20 protein-coding genes are annotated in these 25145 nt (G+C 75.2%); 10 read left to right on the top strand and 10 right to left on the bottom strand.

All coding sequences use genetic code 11. The annotated features are described in order from the left end of the window. Nucleotides 1–117 precede the first annotated feature (117 nt). The 3 genes from lnt to BFV98_RS04565 are packed head-to-tail and all read left to right on the top strand — an operon-like array spanning nt 118 to nt 3120. On the top strand, nt 118–1713 hold the full coding sequence (lnt, locus tag BFV98_RS04575) for an apolipoprotein N-acyltransferase (protein WP_369830072.1): 1596 nt from the start codon (nt 118–120) through the stop codon (nt 1711–1713). 22 nt (nt 1714–1735) lie between these two features. Next, the gene (locus BFV98_RS04570; protein WP_013476828.1) at nt 1736–2527 is read left to right on the top strand and encodes a polyprenol monophosphomannose synthase; all 792 of its coding nucleotides are present in this window, start codon (nt 1736–1738) and stop codon (nt 2525–2527) included. A gap of 53 nt (nt 2528–2580) precedes the next feature. Beyond that, nucleotides 2581–3120 carry an FxsA family protein gene (locus BFV98_RS04565; RefSeq protein WP_013286288.1) on the top strand — a complete coding sequence of 180 codons (540 nt, stop codon included), beginning with the start codon at nt 2581–2583 and terminating at the stop codon, nt 3118–3120. A gap of 313 nt (nt 3121–3433) precedes the next feature. On the opposite strand, the gene BFV98_RS04560 is transcribed toward BFV98_RS04565, so the two are convergent. Continuing rightward, nucleotides 3434–3775 (bottom strand): RNA polymerase-binding protein RbpA, encoded by a 342-nt coding sequence (locus tag BFV98_RS04560; protein WP_007070998.1) that lies wholly within the window; start codon nt 3773–3775, stop codon nt 3434–3436. Nucleotides 3776–4000: 225 nt separating this feature from the next. Here BFV98_RS04560 and BFV98_RS04555 point away from each other — a divergent pair, with 225 nt between their 5' ends. After that, nucleotides 4001–5482, top strand: a complete 1482-nt coding sequence (locus BFV98_RS04555) for a peptide MFS transporter (RefSeq protein WP_013286289.1) — start codon at nt 4001–4003, stop codon at nt 5480–5482. 6 nt (nt 5483–5488) lie between these two features. Here BFV98_RS04555 and BFV98_RS04550 read toward each other — a convergent pair whose 3' ends face one another. From BFV98_RS04550 to BFV98_RS04540, 3 genes are read right to left on the bottom strand one after another with little or no spacing between them, the layout of a single operon-like run. Further along, complete coding sequence (locus tag BFV98_RS04550) at nt 5489–6079, bottom strand: pyridoxamine 5'-phosphate oxidase family protein (protein ID WP_013476826.1); 591 nt, start codon at nt 6077–6079, stop codon at nt 5489–5491. Nucleotides 6080–6139: 60 nt separating this feature from the next. Continuing rightward, on the bottom strand, nt 6140–7366 hold the full coding sequence (locus BFV98_RS04545) for a hypothetical protein (RefSeq protein ID WP_071095045.1): 1227 nt from the start codon (nt 7364–7366) through the stop codon (nt 6140–6142). 12 nt (nt 7367–7378) lie between these two features. Then, complete coding sequence (locus BFV98_RS04540; RefSeq protein ID WP_071095043.1) at nt 7379–8731, bottom strand: MFS transporter; 1353 nt, start codon at nt 8729–8731, stop codon at nt 7379–7381. Between the two features lie 73 nt (nt 8732–8804). On the opposite strand from BFV98_RS04540, the gene BFV98_RS04535 reads away from it, so the two are divergent. From BFV98_RS04535 to BFV98_RS04520, 4 genes are read left to right on the top strand one after another with little or no spacing between them, the layout of a single operon-like run. Further along, complete coding sequence (locus BFV98_RS04535; protein WP_236619294.1) at nt 8805–9467, top strand: TetR/AcrR family transcriptional regulator; 663 nt, start codon at nt 8805–8807, stop codon at nt 9465–9467. Between the two features lie 54 nt (nt 9468–9521). Beyond that, the gene (locus tag BFV98_RS04530) at nt 9522–10829 is read left to right on the top strand and encodes an NAD(P)/FAD-dependent oxidoreductase (protein WP_071095042.1); all 1308 of its coding nucleotides are present in this window, start codon (nt 9522–9524) and stop codon (nt 10827–10829) included. Continuing rightward, a complete protein-coding gene (locus tag BFV98_RS04525; protein ID WP_013286295.1) occupies nt 10826–11698 on the top strand; it encodes an SDR family oxidoreductase in 873 nt (290 codons plus the stop codon). Before BFV98_RS04530 ends, BFV98_RS04525 begins: the two co-directional genes overlap by 4 nt. Before the next feature lie 10 nt (nt 11699–11708). After that, complete coding sequence (locus tag BFV98_RS04520) at nt 11709–12218, top strand: NUDIX domain-containing protein (RefSeq protein ID WP_030272300.1); 510 nt, start codon at nt 11709–11711, stop codon at nt 12216–12218. Here BFV98_RS04520 and BFV98_RS04515 read toward each other — a convergent pair. The 5 genes from BFV98_RS04515 to BFV98_RS04495 all read right to left on the bottom strand — a co-directional run bounded on the left by BFV98_RS04515 (nt 12215) and on the right by BFV98_RS04495 (nt 21658). Continuing rightward, entirely contained in the window at nt 12215–14392 is a 2178-nt protein-coding gene (locus BFV98_RS04515) for a glycoside hydrolase N-terminal domain-containing protein (protein WP_071095040.1), read from the bottom strand. The genes BFV98_RS04520 and BFV98_RS04515 overlap by 4 nt on opposite strands. Further along, nucleotides 14389–15408 carry a LacI family DNA-binding transcriptional regulator gene (locus BFV98_RS04510; RefSeq protein WP_013286298.1) on the bottom strand — a complete coding sequence of 340 codons (1020 nt, stop codon included), beginning with the start codon at nt 15406–15408 and terminating at the stop codon, nt 14389–14391. The genes BFV98_RS04515 and BFV98_RS04510 overlap by 4 nt, the downstream gene beginning before the upstream one ends. Continuing rightward, nucleotides 15405–17810 carry a beta-glucosidase gene (locus BFV98_RS04505; RefSeq protein WP_071095038.1) on the bottom strand — a complete coding sequence of 802 codons (2406 nt, stop codon included), beginning with the start codon at nt 17808–17810 and terminating at the stop codon, nt 15405–15407. The genes BFV98_RS04510 and BFV98_RS04505 overlap by 4 nt, the downstream gene beginning before the upstream one ends. A gap of 240 nt (nt 17811–18050) precedes the next feature. Next, on the bottom strand, nt 18051–19247 hold the full coding sequence (locus BFV98_RS04500; RefSeq protein WP_071095036.1) for an ROK family transcriptional regulator: 1197 nt from the start codon (nt 19245–19247) through the stop codon (nt 18051–18053). A 47-nt stretch (nt 19248–19294) separates the two neighbouring features. Then, a complete protein-coding gene (locus BFV98_RS04495; RefSeq protein WP_071095034.1) occupies nt 19295–21658 on the bottom strand; it encodes a TIM-barrel domain-containing protein in 2364 nt (787 codons plus the stop codon). Nucleotides 21659–21773: 115 nt separating this feature from the next. On the opposite strand from BFV98_RS04495, the gene BFV98_RS04490 reads away from it, so the two are divergent. Then, nucleotides 21774–23774, top strand: coding sequence for a beta-galactosidase (locus tag BFV98_RS04490; protein WP_071095033.1), 2001 nt, complete (start codon nt 21774–21776; stop codon nt 23772–23774). A 50-nt stretch (nt 23775–23824) separates the two neighbouring features. Here the strand turns inward: BFV98_RS04490 and BFV98_RS04485 are convergent, their stop codons facing one another. Next, nucleotides 23825–24475, bottom strand: coding sequence for a LysE family translocator (locus tag BFV98_RS04485; RefSeq protein ID WP_071095032.1), 651 nt, complete (start codon nt 24473–24475; stop codon nt 23825–23827). Between the two features lie 128 nt (nt 24476–24603). Here BFV98_RS04485 and BFV98_RS04480 point away from each other — a divergent pair, with 128 nt between their 5' ends. Continuing rightward, on the top strand, nt 24604–25140 hold the full coding sequence (locus tag BFV98_RS04480) for a GNAT family N-acetyltransferase (protein ID WP_013286304.1): 537 nt from the start codon (nt 24604–24606) through the stop codon (nt 25138–25140). Nucleotides 25141–25145 lie beyond the last annotated feature (5 nt).

The raw sequence follows: 25145 nt of genomic DNA, 5'->3' as shown, positions 1-25145 counted from the left end.
GCGGGCTCCGCCCGCCGGGGCGCTGTTGTCCGATCGGCGGCGCAGGGGCGCGGGCCGACGACCGGTACGGGCGGGTAGCCTTCGGCCCGTGATCGTGGGGAGAAGCCGGTGACGACGCTGGACCGGGAACAGCCGCGTGCCACCGACGGGGCACCCGGTGACGGCGGCGCGCGTCCCCTGCCGCTGACGTTCGCCGTGCCGGCCGCCGTGCTGGCCGGGGTGGCGCTGCTGCTGGCGTTCCCGCCGTACGGGTGGTGGCCGCTCGCGCCGGTCGGTGTGGCGTTGCTGGCCGCCGCGGTGCACCGGCGGCGGCTGCGCGCCGGCGCCGGGCTGGGCTTCCTGACCGGGGTGGCGTTGTTCGCGCCGCTGCTGGAGTGGACGAACCTGCACACCGGCTACCTGCCGTGGGCGCTGCTGTCGCTGCTGCAGGCCGCCTATCTGGCGCTGCTGGGCGCCGCCACCGCCTGGGTGTCGCCGCTCGCCGACCGGCACCGGGCGGCGTGGCCGCTGCTCACCGGTGTGCTGTGGGTGGGGCAGGAGGCGCTGCGTGACCGCACCCCGTTCGGCGGGTTCCCGTGGGGGCGGCTGGCGTTCAGCCAGGACACCTCGCCCCTGCTGAAGCTCGCGGCGCTCGGCGGCGCCCCGCTGGTCACGTTCGCCGTCGCGGTCGCCGGTGGGCTGCTGGTCACCGCCGCGTGGCGGGACTGGCGGCGTGCGCCCGGGCAGTGGCGGCCCGTCGCCGGGCTCACCGCCGCGCTGGTGGCGCTGCTCGCCGCCGGTACGGCCGTGCCGACCGGGGTACGCGGCGCGGGCGACACCGTCACCGTCGCGATCGTGCAGGGCAACGTGCCGCGTCTCGGGCTGGACTTCAACGCGCAGCGGCAGGCGGTGCTGAACAACCACGTCGACGCGACGCTGGAGCTGGCGCGTCGGGTCGCCGAGGGCGGGCAGGACCGTCCGGACGTGGTGGTGTGGCCGGAGAACTCCAGCGACATCGACCCGCTGCGCAACCCGGGCGCGGGGGAGCGGATCTCCCAGGCGGCCGACGCGATCGGCGCGCCGATCCTGGTCGGTGCGGTGCTGGTCGGGCCCGGCCGGGGTGAGGTGCGCAACGCGGGGCTGCTGTGGCGGCCGGGCACCGGCCCGGATCTGGACCAGGTGTACACGAAGCGGCATCCGGTGCCGTTCGCCGAGTACGTGCCGCTGCGCTCCATCGCCCGCAAGGTCAGCTCCCAGGTCGACCGGGTCCGGTCCGATTTCGTACCCGGTGACCGTCCCGGCGTGCTGAACACCGGCCCGGCGGTCCTCGGCGACGTGATCTGCTTCGAGGTCGCCTACGACGGCATCGTCCGGGACACCGTCACCGGCGGCGCGCAGCTGCTGGTGGTGCAGACGAACAACGCCACGTTCGACGTGGCCGAGGCCCGCCAGCAGCTGGCCATGGTGCGGCTGCGGGCCGTGGAGCACGGCCGGGCCGCGTTGATGGCCTCCACGGTCGGTGTGTCCGGGTTCGTTTCCCCGGACGGGCGGGTAGACGGTGCGACCGGGTTCAACACCGCCGCGGTGGTGGTGCGGCAGATGGAACTCGGTAACGGGCGTACCCCGGCGACCACTGCCGGGGTGTGGCCGGAGGTGGCGCTGACGGCGCTGGCGGTCGCGGCCCTGGCCGGTGCGGCCGTGCTGCGCCGCCGCCGGGAGGTCGCTCCCGGCTGAGCCGACGAGAGGCGGTGCGACGGTGGGCGTGGCAGCCGACAGGCGGACGGTCGGCCATCCCGGGGTGGGGCGGGTCCTGGTGGTCATCCCCACCTACAACGAGGCCGACAACGTCGGGCGCATCGTCGCCCGGGTACGCGAGGCGGCGCCGGCGGTGGACGTCCTCGTCGCCGACGACAACAGCCCCGACGGCACCGGCGCGATCGCCGACACGATCGCCGACGGCGACCCGCGGGTGCACGTGCTGCACCGGGCCGGCAAGGAAGGACTCGGCGCGGCCTACCTGGCCGGGTTCGCCTGGGCGCGCACACGCGGCTACGACGCGGTGGTGGAGATGGACGCCGACGGCTCGCACGCCCCGGAGGACCTGCCGGCGCTGCTGCACGCCGCCCGCGACGCCGACGTGGTGATCGGTTCCCGGTGGACGCGCGGCGCGCGGGTGCTGAACTGGCCGTGGCGGCGGCTGCTGCTGTCCCGGGTGGGCAACCTGTACGCGCGGCTGGCGCTGGGCATGCCGGTCAGCGACGCCACCGGCGGCTACCGGGTGTACCGGGCCAGCGCGCTGGACGCGATCGACCTGGGTTCGGTGCGGTCCCAGGGGTACGCGTTCCAGGTGGAGCTGTCGCGGCTGGCGCACCGCGCCGGGGTGCGGATCGTGGAGGTGCCGATCACATTCGCCGAGCGGGAACACGGCGACAGCAAGATGAGCCCGCTGATCGTGGCGGAGGCGCTGTGGCGGGTCACCCGCTGGGGGGTGCGGGACCGCCTGGCGACCGCGTCCGCCCGCCCGGATGCGCTCGCGCGCTGGCCTTGAGCGAGGGCGTGTCATGCTTGAGGGGCGTGATGACCCCGGGCTGATGAGGTGAGATGCGCCGAGGACTGAAGTACGTACCACCGGCCCTGCTGCTGCTCGCGCTGCTGGAGCTGACTGTTTTCGTGCTGGTCGGCCGGGCCGTCGGGTTCGGCGTGGCGGTGCTGCTGGTGTTCGGGGCGTCCCTGCTGGGTCTGGTGCTGCTGCGCCGCGAGGGCATGCGGGCGTGGCGCGGCTTCCGCGCGGCGGCGCAGGCCGGCCGGCCGCCGGGCCCGGAGGTGACCGATGGGCTTGTCGGTCTGCTGGGCGCGCTGCTGCTGGCGCTGCCGGGCCTGGTCAGTGGCGTGGTGGGCCTGCTGTTGCTGGTGCCGCCGCTGCGCCGGCTGGCCGGTGGCGGGGTGCGCCGGGCCACCGAGCGCCGGGTGTCGTCGATGGTCGCCGGTGACCTGTTCGGGCCGCGCCGGGTGCGCGTGTACCGGGGTGCGCCGCAGCCGACCCCGGAGCCCGCGCCGGCCCCGTCGCCTGGCCCCGCGCCGTCGCCGCAGCCGGTCACCGACCCGGGCAAGGCCATCGAGGGCGAGATCGTCGACCGCTGACGCGCCCCGCTGCGCCGTCAGTTTGATCAACTCCACTTCGCCGAGGTGGTGCCATCAGACCGCGCCCGACCCCGCCACCTCCCCGAGCTGGCGGCCCGTTCACCGGCCCGGCACCCGGATCGGCCCACGCGCGGCGGATCAGCCACCCACAACCAACCCGCCCTTCCATGATCGGCACAAGTTCGGGGAGGTGGCGCCATCAAGACACGCTTGATACCGCCACCTCCCCGAAGTGGCGGGGCCGTGCCTGCCCGGGCACCGAAAAACGCCCCCGGGTGATCCCGGGGGCGTTTTCGGTCATTGCGGGAGGTGCTCAGGCACGACCGCGGCGGGTGCGGACCTCCTGGAGCCGCTCGGCGAGGATGTCCTCCAGCTCGGCGATCGAGCGCCGCTCCAGCAGCATGTCCCAGTGGGTACGCGGCGGCTTGGCCTTCTTCTGCTCCGGCTCGGTGCCGTCGACCAGACGGGCCACGCTGCCGTCGAACTTGCACTCCCAGGTCGTCGGGACCTCGGCGTCGACGGCGAACGGCACCTCGAACTGGTGGCCCTTGGCGCAGAGGTACTCGCGGGTCTGACGCGGCGCGAGCTCCGTGTTGCGGTCGGACTCGTAGCTGACCGCTCCCAGCCGGCTACCGCGCAGCATGCGCTCGCCCATGATCGACTTCCCCTCGTTCGTGGTGCTGGTCTTCAGGTGTAACGACCGGTCACCGCTCGCCCATTCCCCGGCCCGCGGCGGCAGGGCCGTACGCGGGTCGGGAGTGTCAAGGGTAACCGGCCATGACAGCTGCCCGGCGGGGTCGTCCCCGGCCGGGCCGAATCGGTGGAGTGTTTCGCCTGTCAACGGGGATGTTACCCACCTGTTTGCGTGCCGGAGGTGACGATGAGCAGTGACGCGCCGGTCGGGGCCCGACCACCAGCCGGGAAGACCTTCTTCGGTCACCCCCGCGCGCTGTCCACGCTCTTCCTCACCGAGATGTGGGAGCGGTTCAGCTTCTACGGCATGCGGGCGATCCTCGTGCTGTACCTGACCGCCGCGGTCGCCGACGGCGGACTGAACCTCGGCGAGTCCAGCGCCAACGCCGTGTACGGCACCTACAACGCCATGGTCTACCTGATGGCGCTGCCCGGCGGCTGGGTCGCCGACCGGCTGATCGGCGCGCGGCGCAGCGTGCTGTGGGGCGGCGTGGTGATCGCCGCCGGTCACTACGTGATGGCGATCCCCACCGGGTGGAGCGTGTTCGCCGGCATGGCGCTGATCGTGCTCGGCACCGGCCTGCTCAAACCGAACATCTCCACCATGGTCGGTGACCTGTACGAGCGGGACTCGCCGCGCCGCGACGCCGGGTTCTCCATCTTCTACATGGGCATCAACCTGGGCGCGTTCATCGCGCCGCTGATCACCGGCTTCCTCGGCGAGAAGATCAACTGGCATCTGGGGTTCGGCGCCGCCGCGGTCGGCATGACCTTCGGCGTGCTCCAGTACGTGCTGGGCCGCCGCAACCTCGGCGAAGCCGGTGCCCGCCCGGCGGACCCGCTGCTCGGCGCCGACCGGCGGCGCGCGCTGACCCGCGTCGGCGTGGCGAGCGTCGTGGTGCTCGCCGTCCTGCTGGTGCTGCTGGTGGCCGGCTGGTTCACCGTCGACACGGTGGTCAACCTGCTCACAGTGGTGACGGTGCTGGTGACAGTCGGCTACTTCGCGCGGATCCTCACCGACCGGGAGATCAGCGGCACCGAACGCAGCCGGATGAAGGCGTACGTGTGGCTGTTCCTGTTCGCCGCCTCGTTCTGGCTCATCTACGACCAGGCCGGGTCGGTGCTGAACATCTTCGCCGCCGACCAGACCGACCGGTCGGTGGGCGGGTTCACGTTCCCGGCGTCCTGGTTGCAGTCGGTGAACCCGATCCTCATCATCATCGGCGCGCCGCTGGCCGCCGCGCTGTGGCTCAAACTCGGCCACCGGGTGTCCACGCCCACGAAGTTCGCCGTCGGCCTGGTGCTCAACGGCCTGTCGTTCGTGCTGATGGCCGCCGCCGCGCAGGCCGCCGTCGGCGGCGACCTGGTCTCACCGCTGTGGCTCGTCGCGGTGTACGCGATCCAGGTCGCCGGTGAGCTGTCCCTGAGCCCGGTCGGCCTGTCCGCCACCACGAAACTCGCCCCGGTCAAGTACGCGAGCCAGATGCTGGGCCTGTGGTTCCTCGCCACCGCCGTCGGCGACGCCATCGGCGGTCAGGTGGCCCGGCTGGCCGGCACCTGGTCCCAGCCGGTCTACTTCCTGACCTTCGGGCTGGCCTCGGTGGTGCTGGGCCTGGCCGCGGTGATGTTCACCCGCCAGATCCGGCACCTGATGGCCGGCATCCACTGACAGCGCTCACCCCGCCGGGGTCGGCGGCAGCGGCAACGGCAGGCCGGGCAGACCGTCGATGCTGGTGGCGACGTGGTCCTTGCCGGCGAAGTACGCGCTCAGCGACGCGTCATCCTCCCGGGCGAACCGCCGTTCGTGCAGGTCACGGTCGGCGTCGTAGGTCATGAACGGCACCGCGTAGCCGCAGGTGTCCCGGACCAGCTCGGCGCGCACCACGATGATCGCCCGCAGCCCGTGCGGACCCGGGTCGATGTCCGGGAAGTGGGCCAGCAGGCCGGGCCAGCGCGGGTCGTCGCGGAACACCGGCTCACCGTGGCCGTGCACCCGCACGATGTTCGGCGGGCCGGCGAACGCGCACCACATCAGCGTGATCCGGCCGTTCTCCCGCAGGTGGGCGATGGTCTCGGCGTTGCTGCCGGCGAAGTCCAGGTACGCCACGGTGTGCTCGTCGAGCACCGCGAAGCAGCCGCGCAGCCCTTTCGGGGACAGGTTGACGGTGCCGTCACCGGACAGCGGGGCGGTGGCCACGAAGAACATCGGCTGCGCCTCGATGAAGTCCCGCAGCCGCCCGTCGATGCGCTCGTACGTCTTTCCCATGCCCCGATCCTCGCCGCCCGACCGGGTGCGGCGCTGCCCCGTTCCCAGCCCGTGGCCGCCTCAGCCGGTACGCGTGCCGAGCCGCGCCAGCGCCGTCGCCAGATCGCTCACCTGGTCGGCGAGCTGCCCGGCCCGGCGCTGCGCGGCGTCCCGGTCGGCCTCGATCACCGCCGTCCGCGCGGCCAGGTCGGCCGCCCGGGCCTCGGCGGCGCTCGCGGCCCGCCGCGCGTCGGCCAGCTCCGCGGCGGCCGCGTCCCGCTCGGCGGTACGGGCCGTAGCCTGCTCCACCGCGGCGGCCATGTCGGCACGGGCGCGCTCGACGGAAGCGGCAGCCTCGGCACGGACGGCCTCGATCGCCGCGCTCGCCTCGGCGCGGGCTCGTTCCAGCGCCGCCTCCGCGTCGGCGCGTGCCGCGTCGGCGCGGTCCCGCTCGGCGAGGGCCTGCCGCGCGGCGGCGGCCTCGGCGTCGGCACGTTCGGCCGCGGTCCGGGCCGTGCGGTCCGCCTCGGTGGCCCGGGCCTGGGCGGCCTGCGCGTCGGCGCGCGCCCGGTCGGCCTCGGCGCGGGACTGTTCGGCCCGGTCCAGGGCCTCGGTGGCAGAGCGGGTGGCCCGCTCGGCGTCGGCCCGGGCGGCGTCCCGCTCGGCGGTCAACTCGGCCGCGCGGTGGCGTTCGGCGTCACGTTCGGTGCGTACCGTGCGCAGTTCGTGCCGGGCCGCGTCGCGGTCGCGTTCGGCCTGCACCCGCAGCGCCTGCGCGGCACCCGCCTCGCCACGCGCGGCGTCGCGGGCGTCCTCGGCCGCGGCGGCCCGCTCGGCGGCGGCGGACGCGGTGGCCTCCGCCCGTTCGGCGCGGTCGGCGGCGGTGTCGCGGTCGGCGTACGCGGCGCGGGCCTGCTGCCGGTCGCGGGCCGCCGCGGCGGTCGCGTCCTCGGCCTCACGGCGGGCCTCGTCGCGCTCGGCGTGCGCCGCCGCGACCTGCGCCGACGTCTCCGCGCGCAGCTCGGCGAGCTGCCGCTCCACACCGGCCGGTGACAGTTCGGCGTGCAGCGCCTCGGTGAGCGTCTCCACGATCTGGTCGAGCCGGTCCACCGCCTCCCAGGTGCGCGCCACCTGCCCGGGCAGGCCGGGGGAGTTGCGGTGACGCATCCGCGAGTTGCGGGCGGCCCGCTGGCAGGCGCCGTCGTTGTCCCGGCAGTAGCGGAACGGGCGGCCCGCGCCGACGCGCTGCGGCACGTCGCGTCCGCAGTGGGCGCAGGGTCGGGTATCGGTGGCGGGCTCGGCGTCCATCGGGGGCGAAGTCTAGTGGGCTGCGTCCGCGCGGGCCGCGCCGTCGAGGGTGTAGCGGCGTTGCAGCAGCACGGCGACCACCATCACGGCGGCGGGCAGCAGCCCGAAGCCGTAGCGCAGCGCGTCCAGCGCGGCCGGGGACTGGGTCACGGTCTGCCCGGCGGTCGAGGCCACGAACCCGCCGGCGGCCAGGCACAGCGCGTACGCGTAGGGGCCGAGCGCGGCGCCGGTGGCCTCGGTCGCGGTCCACACTCCGGTGTACGTGCCGGCCCGCTCGGTGCCGCCTGCCGCGCGGATCACGTCGGGCAGCATCGAGAACGGCAGCAGTTGCATGCCGGCGAACGCCACCCCGAGCACCGCCACGGCGGCCACCAGGACCGGCAGTCCGGCGGGGCGGCCGATCGCCAGCAGCAGCGACCCGGCGGCGAACGCGGCCTGCCCGGCGAGCAGGGCACGTTGCTTGCCGATCCGCCGCGCCACCGCCAGCCAGCCCGGGGTGACCAGCAGCGCGGGTGCGACGAACGCGGCCACCAGCACTGTGGTGAGGCCGGGTCGGCCCAGTTCGTACTCGGCGTAGTAGGGCACCCCGGCGAGCACCAGGTGGGTGGTGGTGGACATGGCCAGGTACGCGCCGACCAGCCAGCGGAACTGCCGGTCCCGCAGGCTCGCCGCCAGCGCCCGCCACCCGCCCGGGCCGTGCGGCGGGGCCGTGTCGGCGGCGGTGCGGCGCAGCCGGCCGATCCCGGCGACGCCGACCAGCATCGCGGCGAGCATCCCGGCCGCCAGCACCACGCCCATCCGCAGGTAACCGTCGCGTGTGGCGTCGTCGCCGCCGGCCAGCAGCGGCGCGAGCAGTCCGGAGACCAGGATGCCGAGCGTCAGCACCACCATCCGGAACGCCATCAGCCGGGTCCGCTCGTGGTAGCCGATCCGCAGGTCCGCCGGGGTCGCCAGGTAGGGCACCTGGTACGCGGCGAACAGCAGGTTGCCGGCGACGAAGAAGACCGCCACCCAGCCGGCCGCGGCGGCGCCGGTGAGGCCGCCGGGCACCGCGAACAGGGCGGCGAACGCCAGCGGCAGCGCGCATCCGGCCAGCAGCAACCGGCGGCGATGGCCCCGGCGGGCCTGCTCCACGTCGCAGCGGTGCCCGATCCACGGGTGCAGCAGCACGTCGGCGATCTTCGGCAGCAGCAGCGTGAGCCCGGCGAGCCACGGCGCGACCGCCAGCACGTCGGTCAAAAAGTAGAGAAGCAGCAGCCCGGGCACGGTGACCCAGACGCCCATGCCGAGTGAGCCGGTGGCGAACCCGACGAGCGGGCCGCGCGGCAGGGTGACCGCGTCGGAGCGCTGATCCAGCCCGGTCATGGCGGTCTCCTGTCCTCGGGGCGCGCCGCCCCCAATCCAACGGTTGCTGGATTGTAGGGGTAACAATGGCCGGATGACCATGCCTCGCCGCCGCCCGGGCCGGCCCCGCCGCGACGACCAGCGGCCGACCCGTGACCTGGTGCTCGCCGCCGCCACCGCCTTGTTCGCCGAGCGGGGCTTCGACGCGGTGAGCGTCCGCGACGTCGCCGCCGCGGCGGGGGTGGACGCGGCCACCGTCGTGCACCACACCGGCACCAAGGCGCAGCTCTACGAGGCCTGCTTCGCCCGGGTGTTCAGTGCCGAGCGGGAGGTCATCGAGGCAGCAGGGGAACGCGCCCGGGCAGCCCTGGCAGCGGGCCCGCAGGACGCGCTGCGGGCGCTGCACGACCTGGTGGACGTGTTCGTCGACTTCCTGGAGGACCGGCCGGAGACGACCGCGCTGTGGCTGCGCCGCTGGCTGGAGCCGCAGCGGCACGGCGAACTGGACCGCCGCTACGCCGCCCCGCTGTACGGGCTGGTCGAGGAGCTGCTGGTGGCGGCGTCCGGGGCCGGCGCGCTGACCGAGCCGACCCCGCACGTGACGGTGCGTTCCCTGGTCTGGGCGGTGCACGGGCACGTGGTGGCGCTCGCCGCCGGGACCGGCTCGGGGGCGCGGGAGCGCCGGGAGTTCCGGGCGTTCGTGCACCGGTTCCTCGACGCCCTGTACGCCGGCGGCCCGGGAGACACCCGCCCTTGACGCCGGCCCGCGCTCCGGGGATTATCCATCAGTCGTTGGATTAAGGAGGCGGGTATGGCCACACCCAGGGTCGCTGTCGTCGGCGCCGGAGCCGCCGGGCTGGCCACGCTCAAGGCGCTCGCCGACGCCGGTGTCCCGGCGGTGGCGTTCGAGGCGGCGGACACGCTCGGCGGCCTCTGGGTGTACGGCGCCCCCGGCTCGCCCGCGTACCGGACGCTGCACCTGAACACCAGCAAGGGGCGCACCGAGTTCGCCGACCATCCGATGCCCGCCGACTGGCCGGACTACCCCGACCACACCCGCGTCGCCGGCTACCTCGGCGACTACGCCGACCGGTTCGGGCTGCGCGAGGCGGTGCGGCTGCGGCACACCGTCGATCAGGTCACCCGCACCGGCGACGGCTGGCGGGTGCGGGCCACCGGCCCGGACGGCCCGGTCGAGGTCGACGTCGAGGCGGTGGTGGTCGCCAACGGGCACAACCGGGTGCCGAAGCGACCCGAGCCGTACCCGGGCGAGTGCACCGCCGAGCAGATGCACAGCCACGACTACCGCGGCCCGGAACAGCTCGCCGGGCGACGGGTCCTCGTCGTCGGCGGCGGCAACTCGGCCATGGACATCGCCGTCGACGCCTCGTACGCCGCCGAACGCACGCTGCTGTCGCTGCGCCGCGGCGTGTGGGTGGTACCCAAGTACCTGCTCGGCCGCCCGTCGGACACGCTCAACGGCGCGCTGGCCCGCCGGCTGCCGTGGCGGCTGCGGCAGCGGATCAGCCAGACCATGATCACCACTGCGGTCGGCCCGCCCACCCGGTACGGGCTGCCCGCACCGGCGCACGGCTTCCTCCAGGACCACCCGACGCTGTCCGACGCGCTGCTGTCCCGGCTCACCCACGGCGACATCCAGGCCCGGCCCGGCATCGCCCGCTTCGACGGCGACCGGGTCGAGTTCACCGACGGCCGCCACGACGAGATCGACCTGATCGTCTGGTGCACCGGCTACCGGGTGGAGGTGCCGTTCCTCGACCCGGCGCTGCTCGGCGACGGCGCCGACCGGCTGCCGCTGTACCGGCACGTGTTCCACCTGGACGCCCCCGGGCTGGCGTTCGTCGGGCTCATGCAGTCCACCGGCGCGGCGTTCCCCCTGGTCGAGGCGCAGGCCCGGCTGGTGGCCGCGCGCCTGGCCGGCACCTGGACGCCACCGGATCCGGCCCGGCAGGCCGCCGCCTGCCGCGACGAGTTGCGCGCCGCCACCGCCCGGTGGGGGCAGCGCCGCCCGCACATGCGCGTCGACTTCGACGTCTACCTGGCCGAACTGGGCCGCGAACTGGCCGCCGGCCGGCGCCGCGCCGGAGCGGCCCGATGAGCGCGGCAGGCCGTGAGCGGACCGGAGTGAACGCGCCGGGCCGTGGCAGCGGGCTGGCCGGACGGCGGGTGCTCGTCACCGGCGCTCGGGGCACGTTCGGGCAGCACCTGGGCGCGGCGCTCACCGCCGCCGGCGCTCACGTGGTCGGGCTGGACCTGCACGCCGACCCCGACGTCACACCGCCGGTGCTCGGCGTCGACCTGACCGACCCGGCCGCGACGCCACCGGCGGTGGCCGCGGCCGTCGACCGGCTCGGCGGGCTGGACCTGCTCGTCAACAACGCCGGTGTCGGCGGACCCGCGCCCGCCGAGCTGCCGCCCGACGAGGTGGTACGCCGCCAGATCGAGGTGAACCTGCTCGCCGCCTGGCGCACCACAGCCGCCGCGATGCCGGCCCTGGAGGCGGCCCGCGGCCGGGTGATCTTCGTGGCCAGCCGGATGGCGGTGCTGCCGCTGCCGCTGGCCGCCGCGTACGGGGTCAGCAAGCGGGCGCTCGTCGCGTACGCCGACGCGCTGCGCCACGAAGTCGGCACCCACGTGGGCGTCAGCGTCGTCTACCCGAGCATGGTCGCCTCCCCGATCCACGACAGCACCGTGGCGGCCGGGCTGTCGCTGAGCGGGGTGTCCCGCCCGGAGCCGGTCGAGGGGGTGGTGGCCGCGATCCTGCGCGCCGCGACCGCCCGGCGCGCGCCACGGGACGTCGCCACCACCCGGCGCGGCCGGATCGAACTGGCGCTGGCCCGGCACGCTCCGGCGCTGGCCGACCGGATGGTGCGCCGTACCGTCGCCACAAGGCTGGCCGCCGGTGACCTGGACGGCGCGGCGCTGGCCGAGGGCATGGTCCGGCGGCACCGGCAGGACCGCCGGTAGCCTGCTCGCCATGGCCGTCTCGCCCTACATCGCCCGGCTGCGCCGCCACGTCGGCCACGACCTGCTCATGCTGTACGGCGTCAGCGGCGTGGTCACCGACGACGCAGGACGGGTGCTGCTGGCCCGCCGGGGCGACAACGGCCGCTGGTCGGTCCCGGCGGGCACCGTCGACCCGGGCGAGCAGCCCGCCGACGCGCTGGTGCGGGAGGTCCACGAGGAGACGGGCGTGAAGGTGGCGATCGACCGGCTCGCCGGTGTCGCCACCCACCCGGTGGTCTACCCCAACGGCGACGCCTGCGAATACCTGAACATCTGGTTCCGCTGCCGGGCGGTCGGCGGGGCGCCGGCGGCCGACGGCGACGAGTCGCTGGCGGTGGCCTGGTTCGCGCCGGACGCGCTGCCCGACCTGGACGACTGGGCGCGGCTGCGGATCGGCACCGCGCTCACCGACGACGCCCCGCCCTGGTACGCCGCGCCGGGCGAGAGTCACCCGGCGCTGCACCAGCCCGACAATCTCTAGCCGAACGCCACCTCGTACGGCCGGTCCGGGGCCAGCGTCACCGCACGGTGGCCGCCGGGCGCGTGCACGACGACGCGCTGCGCCACCGGCGACACCAGCCGCGCCCGGACCCGGCCCGGTGCCCAGGTCAGCTCCTCGACGACGACCCGGCCCCGGCAGGTGATGCCGCGCAGCGTGCCCGAGCGCAGGCCCGGTAGCGGCGCGGGCAGTAGCCGCAGCGTTCCCGGGCGCGACTGCACCAGCGACTCGATCAGCACCGCCGGGAGCGCGTGCGCGGCGTCGGCGTTGTACGTGGTCCGGCCCGGGTTGTGCGCGCTCATCAGCGACCGGAAGAACATGTCCGCGCCGAGGATCTTGCGCAGGTTCGCCGCGACCAGTTCGCCGTCGCGCAGCCGGGCCGCCGCCAGCGCCCGGTGCAGGCTGCCGTGCGCGGACCGGTTCTCGTCGCCGCGCAGCGTCAGCGCCCGGTGCGCGGCGGCGGCCAGCTCCGGGGTGTCGTCCGGGTCGATCTCGTGCAGCGGCCACACCGGATACAGGTGGCTGACGTGCCTGTGGTCCTCGTCGCCGGTGCTGCCCGGCCACGCCCACTCGGCCAGCGCGCCGCGCCCGTCCACCAGGTAGCCGGGCGGCCGCACCCCGGCCCACCGGTCCGTGCCGGTCACCTCGGCGGCCAGCCGCAACGCGTGCCGGGCGGCGGCGACGTCCATCGTGGCGTTGACCGCGACCGGCGCGGTCCGGCCGGTGTCGTCGTACGGGCCGGTCTCCGGCGAGTACGACGGCACCAGCGCCGGCCGCCCGTCCACGACGGTCAGCACGTCGGCGAAGAAGTCCGCCACCTCGCCCAGCCAGCCGGCCACCTCGCCCAGCGGCTCACCGGTGACCAGGTGGTGTTCGTGCAGCGGGTGCAGCAGCCAGTCCGCGCCGGCCAGCCACGCGGTGAACGGCCAGTCGGGGTGGACGTGGAAAAGGTGCCCGTGCTCGCCGTCGGTGCGGCTGGGTGCCAGCAGCCCGCGCGCCCCGTACACCGCGTGGGCGTTGGCGCGCCAGTGGTCCACCTGCGCGGCGACCAGCCGGGCGTGCGCGGCTGTCACCTCCGGCAGCGCGCCCACGTTCGCGCCCGCCAGTTGCAGGTTCAGGTTCGCGTCGGTGGTGAAGTCACCGGCCCACGCGGCGTCCCAGGAGCCCAGCCACAGCCCGGTCAGCCGGGGCGGCAGCACCCCGCTGGCGCTGAACAGCAGGTACCGGCCGGCGTGGAACAGCCGTTCCAGCAGCGCCGGGTCCAGCCGGTCCGGTGCGGCGGCCTGCCGGGCCAGCAGCTCACCGACTGGTAGCGCCCGGTCGGCGGCGGGCACGCCGAGGTCCAGGCCGACCCGGGTGTACGGGCCGCGATGGCGCGGCACGTGCCGCGCCAGCAGCGTGTCGTAGTCCCCGGTCAGCGCGGCGAGCCGCCCCTCCGAGGCCCGGGTACGCCACGGCGGCGCGCCGGGCCGGTCCACGAGCGTGGTGAGCAGCGCCGGTCCGCGTACCCGCACCCGGTCGCCGTCGACGGTCACGTCGCCGCGCAGCAACGTCAGCCCTTCGAACCCGTACGCGCCGCCGGCGTCCGGATAGCGGGCGCGGACCCGCAGGAACACCAGCCCGTCGCGGCGGTACGCGGCGTGCTCGTAGACCACGTCGGCCGGCTTGCCGGGCAGCTCACCCGTCGCCCCGACCACGCAGTCGCCCTGGTCGAGGTGCAGCACCGCGACACCGTCGGCGCGGGAGGCGAAGCAGCGCCGCCGCCCGCCCGACCACTCGACAGTCACCTCCCCGGTGGTGAAGTCGGTGCCGCGCCGGTAGTCGCGTACCGGTCCGGGCGCGGCGTCGACTGTGAGCGCGTACCCGGGGTGGAACGACTGGGTCCACTCCAGTTCCCGGCCGCCGGTGAGCAGCCGGGCGGCCTCGGCCCGGCGTCCGGCGAGCACCAGCGCGCGGATGTGCGGCATCCGGCCGGCCAGCTCGGGCGCGCGGGCGTCCCGGGTGCCGTTCGGCAGGACGAGCCGGTGGTGGTTCACCACGATCCGTTCCGCGTGTGGCCGCCCGTGGACCATGAGTCCCAGCTCGCCGTTGCCGGTGAGGAACGCGTCCGTCCAGTCGTCGGCCGGTACGGTGTCGTGGATGCGGTGGACCGTCACCGGCCGGCGCTGGTGTCCCGCACGGTGAGGTGCGGTTCCAGCAGCGTCACCTCCGGCACCGGCTCGCCGTTCAGGCGCCGCATCAGCAACGCCACCGCCTGCCGTCCGACCTCCTCGGCGGGCACCGGTACGCAGGTGAGCCCCGACTGCTCGGCCAGCTCGTCCGGGCAGATCGCGACCACCGACACGTCGCGGGGCACCCGGCGGCCCAGCAGCGGCAGCGTGGCGAGCACCGGCCCGACCGCCGACTCGTTCTGCACGACCAGCCCGGTGACGTCCGGGTGGTCGGCGAGCAGCGCCTCCAGGTCCCGGCGTACCGCGGCCGGTCCCTCCTCGCAGGGCCGGGTCACCGCGTCGACGCCGAGCCGCTCGGCCGCGGCGCGTACCCCGGCGCGGGTGCGGTGGGCGAACCCGGTGCCCCGGTCGTAGACCGCGGCGGGGGCGCCGAGCAGCGCGATCCGCCGGTGCCCGGCGGCGGCCAGGTGTTCCACGCACAGCTCACCGGCGCGCCGGAAGTCGAGGTCCACGCAGGCCAGCCCGGTGCTGTCGGCAGGGTGCCCGATCAGGACGCCGGGTAGCGCCAGCTCGCGCAGCAGCGGCACCCGGGAGTCCTCCAGCTCCACGTCCATCAGCAGCACGCCGTCGACGAGCGCGCTGCCGGCGATGCGGTGCAGCCCGGCCGGTCCCTCGTCGGCGGTGACCAGCAGCACGTCGTGGTCGTAGCGCCGGGCGGTGGTGACCACGGCGGTGGCGAACCGCATCACCACTGGCACCTGCATGCCGGTACGCAGCGGCAGCACCAGCGCGATCACGTTGGCCTTGCGGCTGGCCAGCGCGCGGGCCCCGGCGTGCGGGTGGTAGCCGAGCGCGCGGACGCTGGCGAGCACCCGTCCCCGGGTGGTGGCCGAGATGGTGCGCTTGCCGCTGAGCACGTACGACACGGTGCTGGCGGCCACTCCGGCGTGCCGGGCCACGTCGGCGATGGTGACCTGCTCACCCGGGGTCCGGCCGCTCACCGGGCCGCCCCGATGCGGGAGCCCGCCGGCTCGGCGGTGGCGTCGCCGCCGGTCACTGTCAGCGCGCCGGCGAGCCGGATGTCCCGCGCGGACCGGCCGACCAGCACGGAGTGGACGGCGTCCTCCACCACCATCGCGGCGCGGGTCTCGTCCCACCAGGCCAGGTCGGCGGTACGCAGCCGCAGCGTCACCCGGGCGGCGCAGCCCGGGTCGAGCGTGACGCGGGCGAAGTCGCGCAACTGCCGCAGCGGCTGCTTGACCCGGGAGCGCCGCTGCCGGGTGTAGAGCTGCACGACCTCGGTGCCCGGGCGGCGGCCCGTGTTGGTGACCTCGACGCTCACCTCCACCTCCTCGCCGGCGCGCGCCGTGGCGGTGCTCAACCGGAGGTCAGCGTAGTCGAACGTGGCGTAGCTGAGCCCGTGCCCGAACGGGTACAGCGGCTCACCCCGGTGGTACAGGTACGTGGCGTCGGCGCCGATGACGTCGTAGTCGAGCAGGTCGGGCAGTTCGGCGGCGTCGGCGTACCAGGTCTGGGTGAGCCGCCCGCCCGGGTCGGCGGCGCCGAGCAGCACATCGGCCAGCCCGTTGCCGTGCTCCTGTCCACCGTGGGCGCTCCACAGCACCGCCGGCACGTGCTCCTGCGCCCAGCCCACCGCGTACGGGTAGCTGCTCGTCAGCGCCAGCACGGTACGCGGGTTCGCGGCGTGCACGGCCCGCAGCAACTCGGCCTGGCCGGTGGGCAGCGCCAGGTCGGCCCGGTCCTCGGTCTCCCGGCCGTTGACCATCGGGTGGTTGCCGAGCACCACCACCGCCACGTCGGCTTCGGCGGCGAGCGCGGCGGCAGCGGCGGCCCCGTCGACGAGCAGCGTCACGGTGAACACGGCCGGGTCGCCGGTGGCGACGCTCAGCCGTCCGTCCGGTGCCACGCCGACGTGCCGCCCGGTGGCCAGGTGGTGCAGCAGCGCGGTGCCGTCGGGCCGGTGGTGCAGGCGGAACGTCTCGCGTACCACCCAGCCGCCCGGTCCGTCGCGGTCGGCGACGAGGGCGCCGGTGTCGTCGGCGCCGACGTACCGGCCGGTGTCCACGGCGCGCAGCGCCACCACGTCCTGCCCCCAGTCGACCACGTCGAACTCGGCCGCTGTGTCGCCGAGCGCCAGCGGGCCGTCGCCGTGGCGTACCGCCCGGTCACCGACGTGCAGGGTGATCCGGTCGGTGCCGGGGTGGGTGGTCACCTCGGGCAGCCGTCCGAGCAGCCCGGCGTACGGGCTGATGGTGTACGGCGGGGTGCCGCTGTACCAGTCGGTGAGCACGGTGTCGGCGAGCGGGCCGAGCACCGCGACCCGGGTGCCGGGGCGCAGCGGCAGCAGGCCGTCGTTGCGCAGCAGCACCACCGACTGGCGGGCGGCCTCGCGGGCGAGTTCCCGGTGGGCGAGGCTGTCGAGCGTGTCCGGCGGCACGTCGTCGTGGGGGTCCGGGGCCAGGTCGCCCAGCCGCGACCGCACGGACAGGATCCGCCGTACCGCCCGGTCCACGTGGGAGGGCTCGATCAGCCCGCGCGCCAGCGCCTCGGTGAGACGTTCCGCAGTGGGGGCGGTGTCCTCGTCGTCCTCGGTGAAGCTGTCGATGCCGGCACGCAGCGCGGCGGCGAAGCCTGCCACGTGGTCGGGCAGGTACTCCTGCACGCCGGCGATGTTGCCGACCGCACCGGCGTCACCGACCACCATGATCTCGTCGTCGGCGTAGCCGCGCAGCTCACCCTCGATGAGCGGGCTCAGGTGCGCCGGCACGCCGTCGACCAGGTTGTACGACGCCATCACCGCCACCGCCGCGCCCGCCGCCAGGGGAGCGCGGAAGGCGGGCAGCTCGTACTCGTGCAGCACCCGGGGCGGCAGGTCGCTGGAGGTGGTGGCCCGGTCGGTCTCGTTGTTGTAGCCGAGGAAGTGCTTGAGCGTCGGCGCGGTCCGCAGCCGGATCGGGTGGTCGCCGCGCAGCCCCAGCGCGTACGCGGTGGCGAGCCGGCCGGTCAGCCACGGGTCCTCGGACCAGCCCTCCTCGTTGCGCCCCCACCGGGGGTCGCGCAGCGGGTTGACCACCGGCGCCCACACGTTGAGACCGACGCGGTCCGGGTCGGCCCGGTGCTTGACCCGCACCTCGTCGCCGACGGCGGCCCCGACCGCCCGGATCAGGTCCGGGTTCCAGCTCGCGGCCAGGCCGATCGCCTGCGGGAAGACGGTGGCGGTGCCGAGCCACGCGACGCCGTGCAGCGCCTCGGTGCCGGTGCGGAACGCGCGCAGGCCGAGCCGGGGCACCGGCGCCTGCCACTGGTGCAGCAGGCCGAGCTTCTCCGGCAGCGTGAGCCGGGCCAGCAGGTCGTCGAGACGGTGGGGGACGGGGTCGGTCATGGTGGGCGCCTCCGGTCGGCGTACGTGCTGCCGCTCGTTCGTCGAAGCGCTTCGACTAACGAGCCGGTGATGCGGCGGCGCGTACGCGAAAAGGGGTGGTGGTGGGGGTCGGCGGTGTCGGCCCGGAGCGGTGGTGAAGCGCTTCGACAACCGCCGAAAAACACGCCGCTTCGCAGGTTGCCCGGTCCCGGAACGCGGCGCTACCGAGGTTGACACCTTCCGGCGGGTGCGGTCAAGGGGTCATCCGGCGGGCAGGCGTCCCGCCTCCACTGTGGCCATTGCGGCGGTGGCCCCGCCCAGCGCGCCGGCCGCGGACCCGAGCGTGCTGGCCTCCAGCCGCACGCCGGGTGGGACCGGTGTGCGGGCGGCGAGTTCGGCGTGGGCGGCCGGCAGCAGCCACGGCGCGAGCGCCGCCAGGTGACCGCCGACCACCACCACCTCCGGGTCGAGCAGCCCGGACAGCACCGACACGGCCTGCCCGAGCAGCCGGCCCATCTCGGTGAGCCCGGTCCGTACCGGCTCGTCCCCGGCGCGGGCCAGGGCCTGGATCCGTTCGATCTCCGGCAGGTGGTCGGTGACCGGCCCGGCGTCTGGTAGCAGCCGGCGGATCACCGCGTCCACGCCGAGCAGCGCGGTGAGGCAGCCGCGCCGCCCGCAGTCGCAGGCCGGGCCGTCAGCGGCCAGCGGCAGGTGTCCGACGTCCCCGGCGAAGCCCCGGCCGCCGCGCAGCAGCCGGCCGCCGCTGATCAGGCCCGCGCCGATCGCCGGGCCGCCGGTGAGGTGCACCAGATCGGTGGTGGCGGCGTACGGGCCGTGCCGCCGCTCGGCCAGCACGGCGAGGTTGGCCTCGGTGTCGACGGCGACGGGGAAACCCGGGTCGCGCAGCGCGCGGCGCACCGACGCCGCAAGCGGCACGCCGCGCCAGCCCAGCGCCGGGGCGGCCGGCACGTCGCCGTCGGGATCCACCAGCCCTGGTACGGCAACGGTCAGGCCGAGCACGGTGCGGTCGGCGCCGATCCGGGTGACGGCGCGCCGTACCAGCGTGGCGAGCGCCTTCACCGTCTCCTCGGGACCGGCGGTGGCGGCGGGGAACGCCCGTCGCCAGGTGAGCACCGGGTCACCGCCCGGTCCGGCGGCGACCGCCACCAGCTCGTCCGCGCCGATGCGCAGGCCGAGCCCGACGTAGCGGGAGCCGTCGAGCACGAGCATGGTGGCCGGGCGGCCCACCCGGTTCTCGGTCAGCCCGGTCTCCCGCAGCAGGCCGTGCTCGATCAGCTCGGCGACCAGGCTGGAGACGGTGGCCTTGTTCAGCCCGGTGTGCGCGGCCACGTCGGCCCGGGAGCAGGGGGCATGCCGGCGGACGTGCCGGAGCACGGCGGCCCGGTTGGTCACCCGCACGTCGCCGAGGTCGGCCGTCGGCCGGTCGATGCTGATCACGTACTGCCCGCCTCCTGCGCCCGGCCCGAGTTCGGCTACAGCTTAAACTAAAGGGGCGAGATTCCGGCCGGCCGGTCTCCGCCGCCGAACCACGGCGCGAACGGCGTCACCGGGACCGCCTCGCCGTCGAGCACCACCCGGCGCGGCGGATCCTCCCCGACCACGCTGACCCGCCGCACGTCCAGCGGCCCGTCCACGCGTACACGCAGCGTGTCCCCGTCGCGCACGGCGGTGATCGTGGTGTCGCCGTCGGGGTCGTGCACCACGCTCACGCCGTCCACGCCGCCCCAGGCCACCAGCGCGACGTCCCGGAACGCGCCGGTCCCGACCGTCGCCGCGGGCGCCACCGTGGGGATCAGCGCGCCGTGCCGCACGTACAGCGGCAGCCGATCGAGCGGCACGCTCACCCGCAGGTGCCGGCCGCCGGGGTGCCGCTGCCCCGTGTACGCGTCGAGCCAGTCGTCGCCCGCCGGCAGGTAGACGGCACGCTCGCCGGACGGGTCGAGCACCGGCGCCACCAGCAGGTCGGGGCCGAGGCGGTACTGGAGGTCGGCGGTCCAGGCCGCCGGGTCGTCCGGGGTGTCGACGAGCAGCGCCCGCAGCATCGGGCCGCCGGTGCGGGCGCTCGCCACCGCCGCCGACCAGAGGTACGGCAGCAGCCGGTAGCGCAGCCGCAGCGCGTCCACCGCGTGCCGTTCCGCCTCGGGCGGGAACTCCCACGGCAGGCGGCTGGTGGTGCCGTGCAGCCGTACCAGCGGGGAGAGCGCGCCGAACTGGGTCCAGCGCACGTACAGGTCCGGCTCGGGAGTGCCGTGGAAACCGCCGGTGTCGTGGCTCCAGAACGGCACCCCGGACAGCCCGTGGGACAGGCCGCCGCGCAGCGTGCTGGCCATGCCGGGCCAGGTGGCGTTGACGTCGCCGCTCCACTGGGCGCTGTGCCGCTGCCCGCCCAGGTACGACGAGCGCGCCCACACCGTGCGGTGCCCTGCGACCTCCTCGGTGACGTCGGCGACCGCGTCGTTGAACAGCAGCGCGTACACGTTGTGCAGTTCCACGCCGGTCATGCCGTTGTGCGCGACCGCGTCCGCAGGCACGCCCTCGGCGAAGTCGGTCTTGAACGCCGCGACGCCCTGCGCCAGCAGCGGCCGCAGCAGGCCCTGGAACCAGCGCACCGCCGCGGGGTTCGTGAGGTCCACGATGGCGCACTCCGGGTAGCTGCCGTGCCAGGTGTCGGCGACGTACGTGCCGCCGTCGGGGCGGCGCAGGAAGTACCCGGCGGCCTCGGCCTCGGCGTAGAGCGGGCTGCCGGTCATCAGGTACGGGTTCATCCACAGGCACACCCGGAAGCCCTGCTCGGTGAGGTCCTTGAGCATGCCGTCCGGGTCGGGGAAGGCGTCGGCGTCCCAGCGCAGGTCCGACCAGTGCCCGGCGACCTGCCAGTAGCAGTCGAGGTGCAGCACGTCGCAGGGGATGTCCCGCTCGCGGATGCGCCGGGCCCGTTCCAGCACGCGCTGCTGGCTGTCCGGGAAGAAGCCCGACGAGATCCAGGCGCCGAACGCCCATCTCGGCGGCAGGTACGGCCGCCCGGTCAGCGCGTCGAGCCGGTCGAGCACCCGCTCCGGGGTGGGCCCGGCCAGCACGTAGTAGTCGAGCAGGTCGTCCGGGACGAGGATCTGCACGCTGCTGTGGGTGCTCGCGCACACGTCGAACTGCACCGGCAGTCCGCTGTCGACGAGGACGCCGTAGCCGCGGTCGGACAGGTAGAACGGCACGTTCTTGTGCGAGCGGTCGGACTCGCCGCCGAACGCGTCGAAGTTCCACATCAGCGGTCGCTGGCCGCGCTTGTCCAGCGGCGTGAACTTCTCGCCGAAGCCGACGAACCGTTCGTCGCCTGGTGCGACGAAGCTCTCGTGCCAGGCCACCGGCTCGCCGTCGACTGTGGAGCGGCCGAGCGGCAGCGTGCGGCGGCGACCGCTGATGTCCCGGGTGCCGCCGTCGGCGGCCAGCAGCAGCCGACCGTCGGGGGTGAGGAAGCGCAACCCCCACGGGTCCAGGCGCACCTCGGCGACCACGCCACCGGCACCCACCCGGACGCGCCCGTCGGTGACGGTCACCGTGGCCGGGTGCGGCTGCGGGTGGACCAGCGTCAGTGCCCGTGCGGACCGGCTGCGGACCGAGAGGTCGTCGGCGAGGCGTACCCGGATGATCCCGTCCCCGGCGGCCTCGACGCGCGCGGCGAGCGTGCGGCCGGACGCGCAGGTCGCGGTGAGCGTGACCCCGTGCGCGTCGATCGCGGCGACCTCGGCCCGCAGCACGTCGTCGGCGCCCTCCTCGCCGGGGGCGCGGACCGGCAGGTCGGGCGGGTCGGCCACGAACGTCTCGTACGGGACCAGCGGCGGGCGGTACGGCATGGGCGTCTCCTCGCGGCGTCCACGGGCGGTCCCGCCAGTTTCTTTGGAAGCCCAACTAACTGTCAATGATCGACGGCATTGACTTTCCGTCTCACCTGTTCCTATTTTGGCCGGGATGCCAACTAAAGCGCTGTGGGACGACGGCCGGCTCTGCTACGGCGGCGACTGGAACCCGGAGCAGTGGCCGCCCGACGTGTGGCGCGAGGACGTCGCCCTGATGCGCGCCGCCGGGGTCAACCTCGTCACCGTCGGCGTGTTCGCCTGGTCCCGGCTGGAACCCGAACCCGGCCGCTACACGCTCGACTGGCTCGACGACGTGCTGGACCTGCTGCACTCGGCCGGCATCCGGGCCGCCCTGGCCACCCCCACCGCGTCGCCACCACCCTGGTTCTCGCTGCGCCACCCGGACGCCCTGCCGCTCACCGCCGACGGCGTACGCCTGCACCACGGCAGCCGGGACACCTACTGCGCCGCCGCGCCCGCGTACCGGGACGCCGCCCGCGGCATCGCCGAGGTGCTCGCCGCCCGCTACGCACACCACCCGGCGCTCGCGCTGTGGCACGTGCACAACGAGTACGGCACCACCTGCCACTGCCCGCACGCCGAGACGGCGTTCCGCCACTGGCTCACCACCCGGTACGGCGACCTCGACGCGCTGAACGACGCCTGGGTCACCAGCTTCTGGAGCCAGCACTACTCCGACTGGGCGCAGGTCGGCACCCCCCGCGCCACCCAGTACCTCGCCAACCCCGGCCAGCTGCTCGACTTCCGCCGCTTCTGGTCCGACACGTTGCTGTCCGCGTACACCGAGCAACGGGACCTGCTGCGCGCGGCGAACCCGGCGGTGCCTGTCACCACCAACTACGTGCTCGGCGACTGGGTGCCGGTCGACCACGCCCGCTGGGCGCGCGAGGTCGACCTGGTCGCGATCGACCACTACCCGTCCGCCACCGACCTGGGCGCGGAGGAGCAGACCGCGTTCGCCGCCGACCTGGCCCGCGGCTGGGCCCGCCACGGCGCCGGACGGCCGGTGCCGTGGCTGCTCATGGAGAGCGCGCCCAACCAGATCCACACCGCCGGGCGCATGCACACCAAGGAACCCGGCCGGATGATCCGGCACAGCCTCGCCCACGTCGCGCGCGGCTCCGCCGGGGTGATGTTCTTCCAGTGGCGCGCACCGGCCGGCGGCGCGGAACGCTTCCACTCCGCAGTCGTCTCGCACGCCGGGCCGGACACCCGCGTGTTCCGCGAGGCCGCCGACCTGGGCGCCGCGCTGGGCCGGCTCGCCGGGACCGCGCCGGGCCGCGTCCAGGCGGCGGTGGCCATCGCGTACGACGCGGCGAGCGGCTGGGCGCTGCGGCACCCGGGAATGCCCCGCGACGGACTCGACCACCCCGGCGAGGCGGCCGCCGTGCACCGGGCCCTGTGGCACGCGGGCGTCACCGCCGACGTGGTGCCGCCCGGCGCCCCGCTCGACGATTGCCGGCTGCTCGTGCTCCCCGCCCTCTACCTCGCCTCCGACGCCACAGTCGACTGGGTACGCCGGCACGTCCACGGCGGCGGGCATCTGCTGGTGACCTGGCTCAGCGGCGTCGCAGACGAGCACGCCCGGGTGCGCCTCGGCGGCTACCCGGGCGCGTACCGGGACCTGCTCGGCGTGCGGGTGGAGGAGTTCCACCCCCTCGCCGACGACGAACACGTGCCGCTGACCGCCGGCGGGACCGGCCGGATCTGGTCCGAGACGGTGCACCCGGCCGGCGCGGAAACGGTCAGCGCGTACGCCGGGGGAGTGCCGGCGGGCCGTCCCGCGATCACCCGGAACCGGGTCGGCGACGCGTACGCCTGGTACGTCTCCACCCGCCCCGACGACGACACGTACCGCGGTCTGCTCACCGAGGCGGCCCGGCTCGCCGGTGTGGCCCCGGCCTGCCCCGGCGCGCCCGAGGGTGTGGAGGCGGTACGCCGCCACGACGGCCTGCTCTACCTGCTCAACCACACCGACCGGCCGCAGCGGGTGCCGGCTGCCGGGTTCGAACTGCTCACCGGCGCGGCTGTCGACGGCGAGTTGACGGTGGCACCGGGCGGCGTGGCGGTGGTACGCGAGGAGACCCCGTGACGCGGCTCTGGTGGTGGGACGGCGGCGGGCGCTGAGGCGCGTACCCCGGGTCAGGGGGTGGCGACGGCGGCGCGGGAGCGGTCGGCGGCGATCCGCACCGCGAGCGCCGCCAGCACCGTGCCCATCACCCACCGCTGCACGCGCGCCCAGCCCGGCCTGCGAGTGAGGAACGCCGACACCGAACCGGCGCTCAGCACGATGAGCGCGTTCACGGTCAGCGCCACGACGATCTGGGTCAGGCCGAGCAGCAGACTCTGCACCGCCACGTGCCCGCGCGCCGGGTCGACGAACTGCGGCAGCAGCGACACGTACAGGATGGCGATCTTCGGGTTGAGCAGGTTGGTGACCAGGCCCATGGTGAACAGGCGCCGGGGCCGGTCCGGCGGCAGCGGCGCCGGGGTGAACGCCGACGTGCCACCGGGGCGCAGCGTCCGCCAGGCCAGCCACAGCAGGTACGCCGCGCCGGCCAGCTTCACCGCCGTGTACAGCGGCGGGACCAGCACGAACACGGTGGCGATACCGGCCACCGCGGCGGCCAGGTAGACCAGGAAGCCGACGGCCACGCCGAGCAGCGACACCAGCCCGGCCCGCCGCCCCTGCGTCACCGACCGGGACACCAGGTAGACCATGTTCGGCCCGGGCGTGAGCACCAGACCGAGCGCCACAAGGGCGATTCCCAGGACCGCGCCGACAGTGACCACGTCGCCTCCCCGTTGCCGACCGTGAACCGGACCCTACGCCGGTTGCCGCCGTCCGCGGGTGCCCGTGGGGCGCTGGTGGGGTGTTGCGCGGGTCACGTGATCGGGTCGAGGGCGGTGATACTTGCCGCATGTCGATCGTGCTGTCCGCGCCGGCCACCCCGACCGCACCCGCCCTGCTGCTGCGCCCGTGGCGCGACGGCGACGCCGGCGCGCTGATCGAGGCGTACCGGGATCCGGTGCTGCGCGCCTGGACCAGGCATCCGGTGACCGGTCCGGCGCAGGCGCAGGTGTTCCTGCGTCGCAGCCACCAGGGCTGGGCCGCAGGGCACCGGTTCATGTTCGCGGTGCTGGAGGAGGACCGGGTGGCGGCCTGCGTGGTGCTCAAGGATGTCCGCCCGGGACGCCCGTCCGCCGAGATCGGCTACTGGACGGCGGCGCCGGCACGCGGGCGGGGCGTCGCGCCACGGGCGGTGGAGGCGGTCACCGCGTGGGCGTTCGCCCGGTTCGCCGCCACCGGCCTGACCCGCCTGGAGCTGCTGCACCAGGTCGACAACCCGGCCTCCTGCCGGGTGGCGGAGAAGAGCGGGTACGTCTTCGCCGAGGTGCTGCCGGCCCGCCCGCCGTTCCCCCGGGACGGCCACCGGCACGTCCGCCACCTGCCCTGACACCG

The organism is Micromonospora sp. WMMB235, assembly GCF_001855515.1.
GTDB lineage: Bacteria > Actinomycetota > Actinomycetes > Mycobacteriales > Micromonosporaceae > Micromonospora > Micromonospora aurantiaca.
The sequence above is the reverse complement of the archived record's forward strand: the minus strand, read 5'-3'. Positions and strand labels throughout refer to the sequence as shown.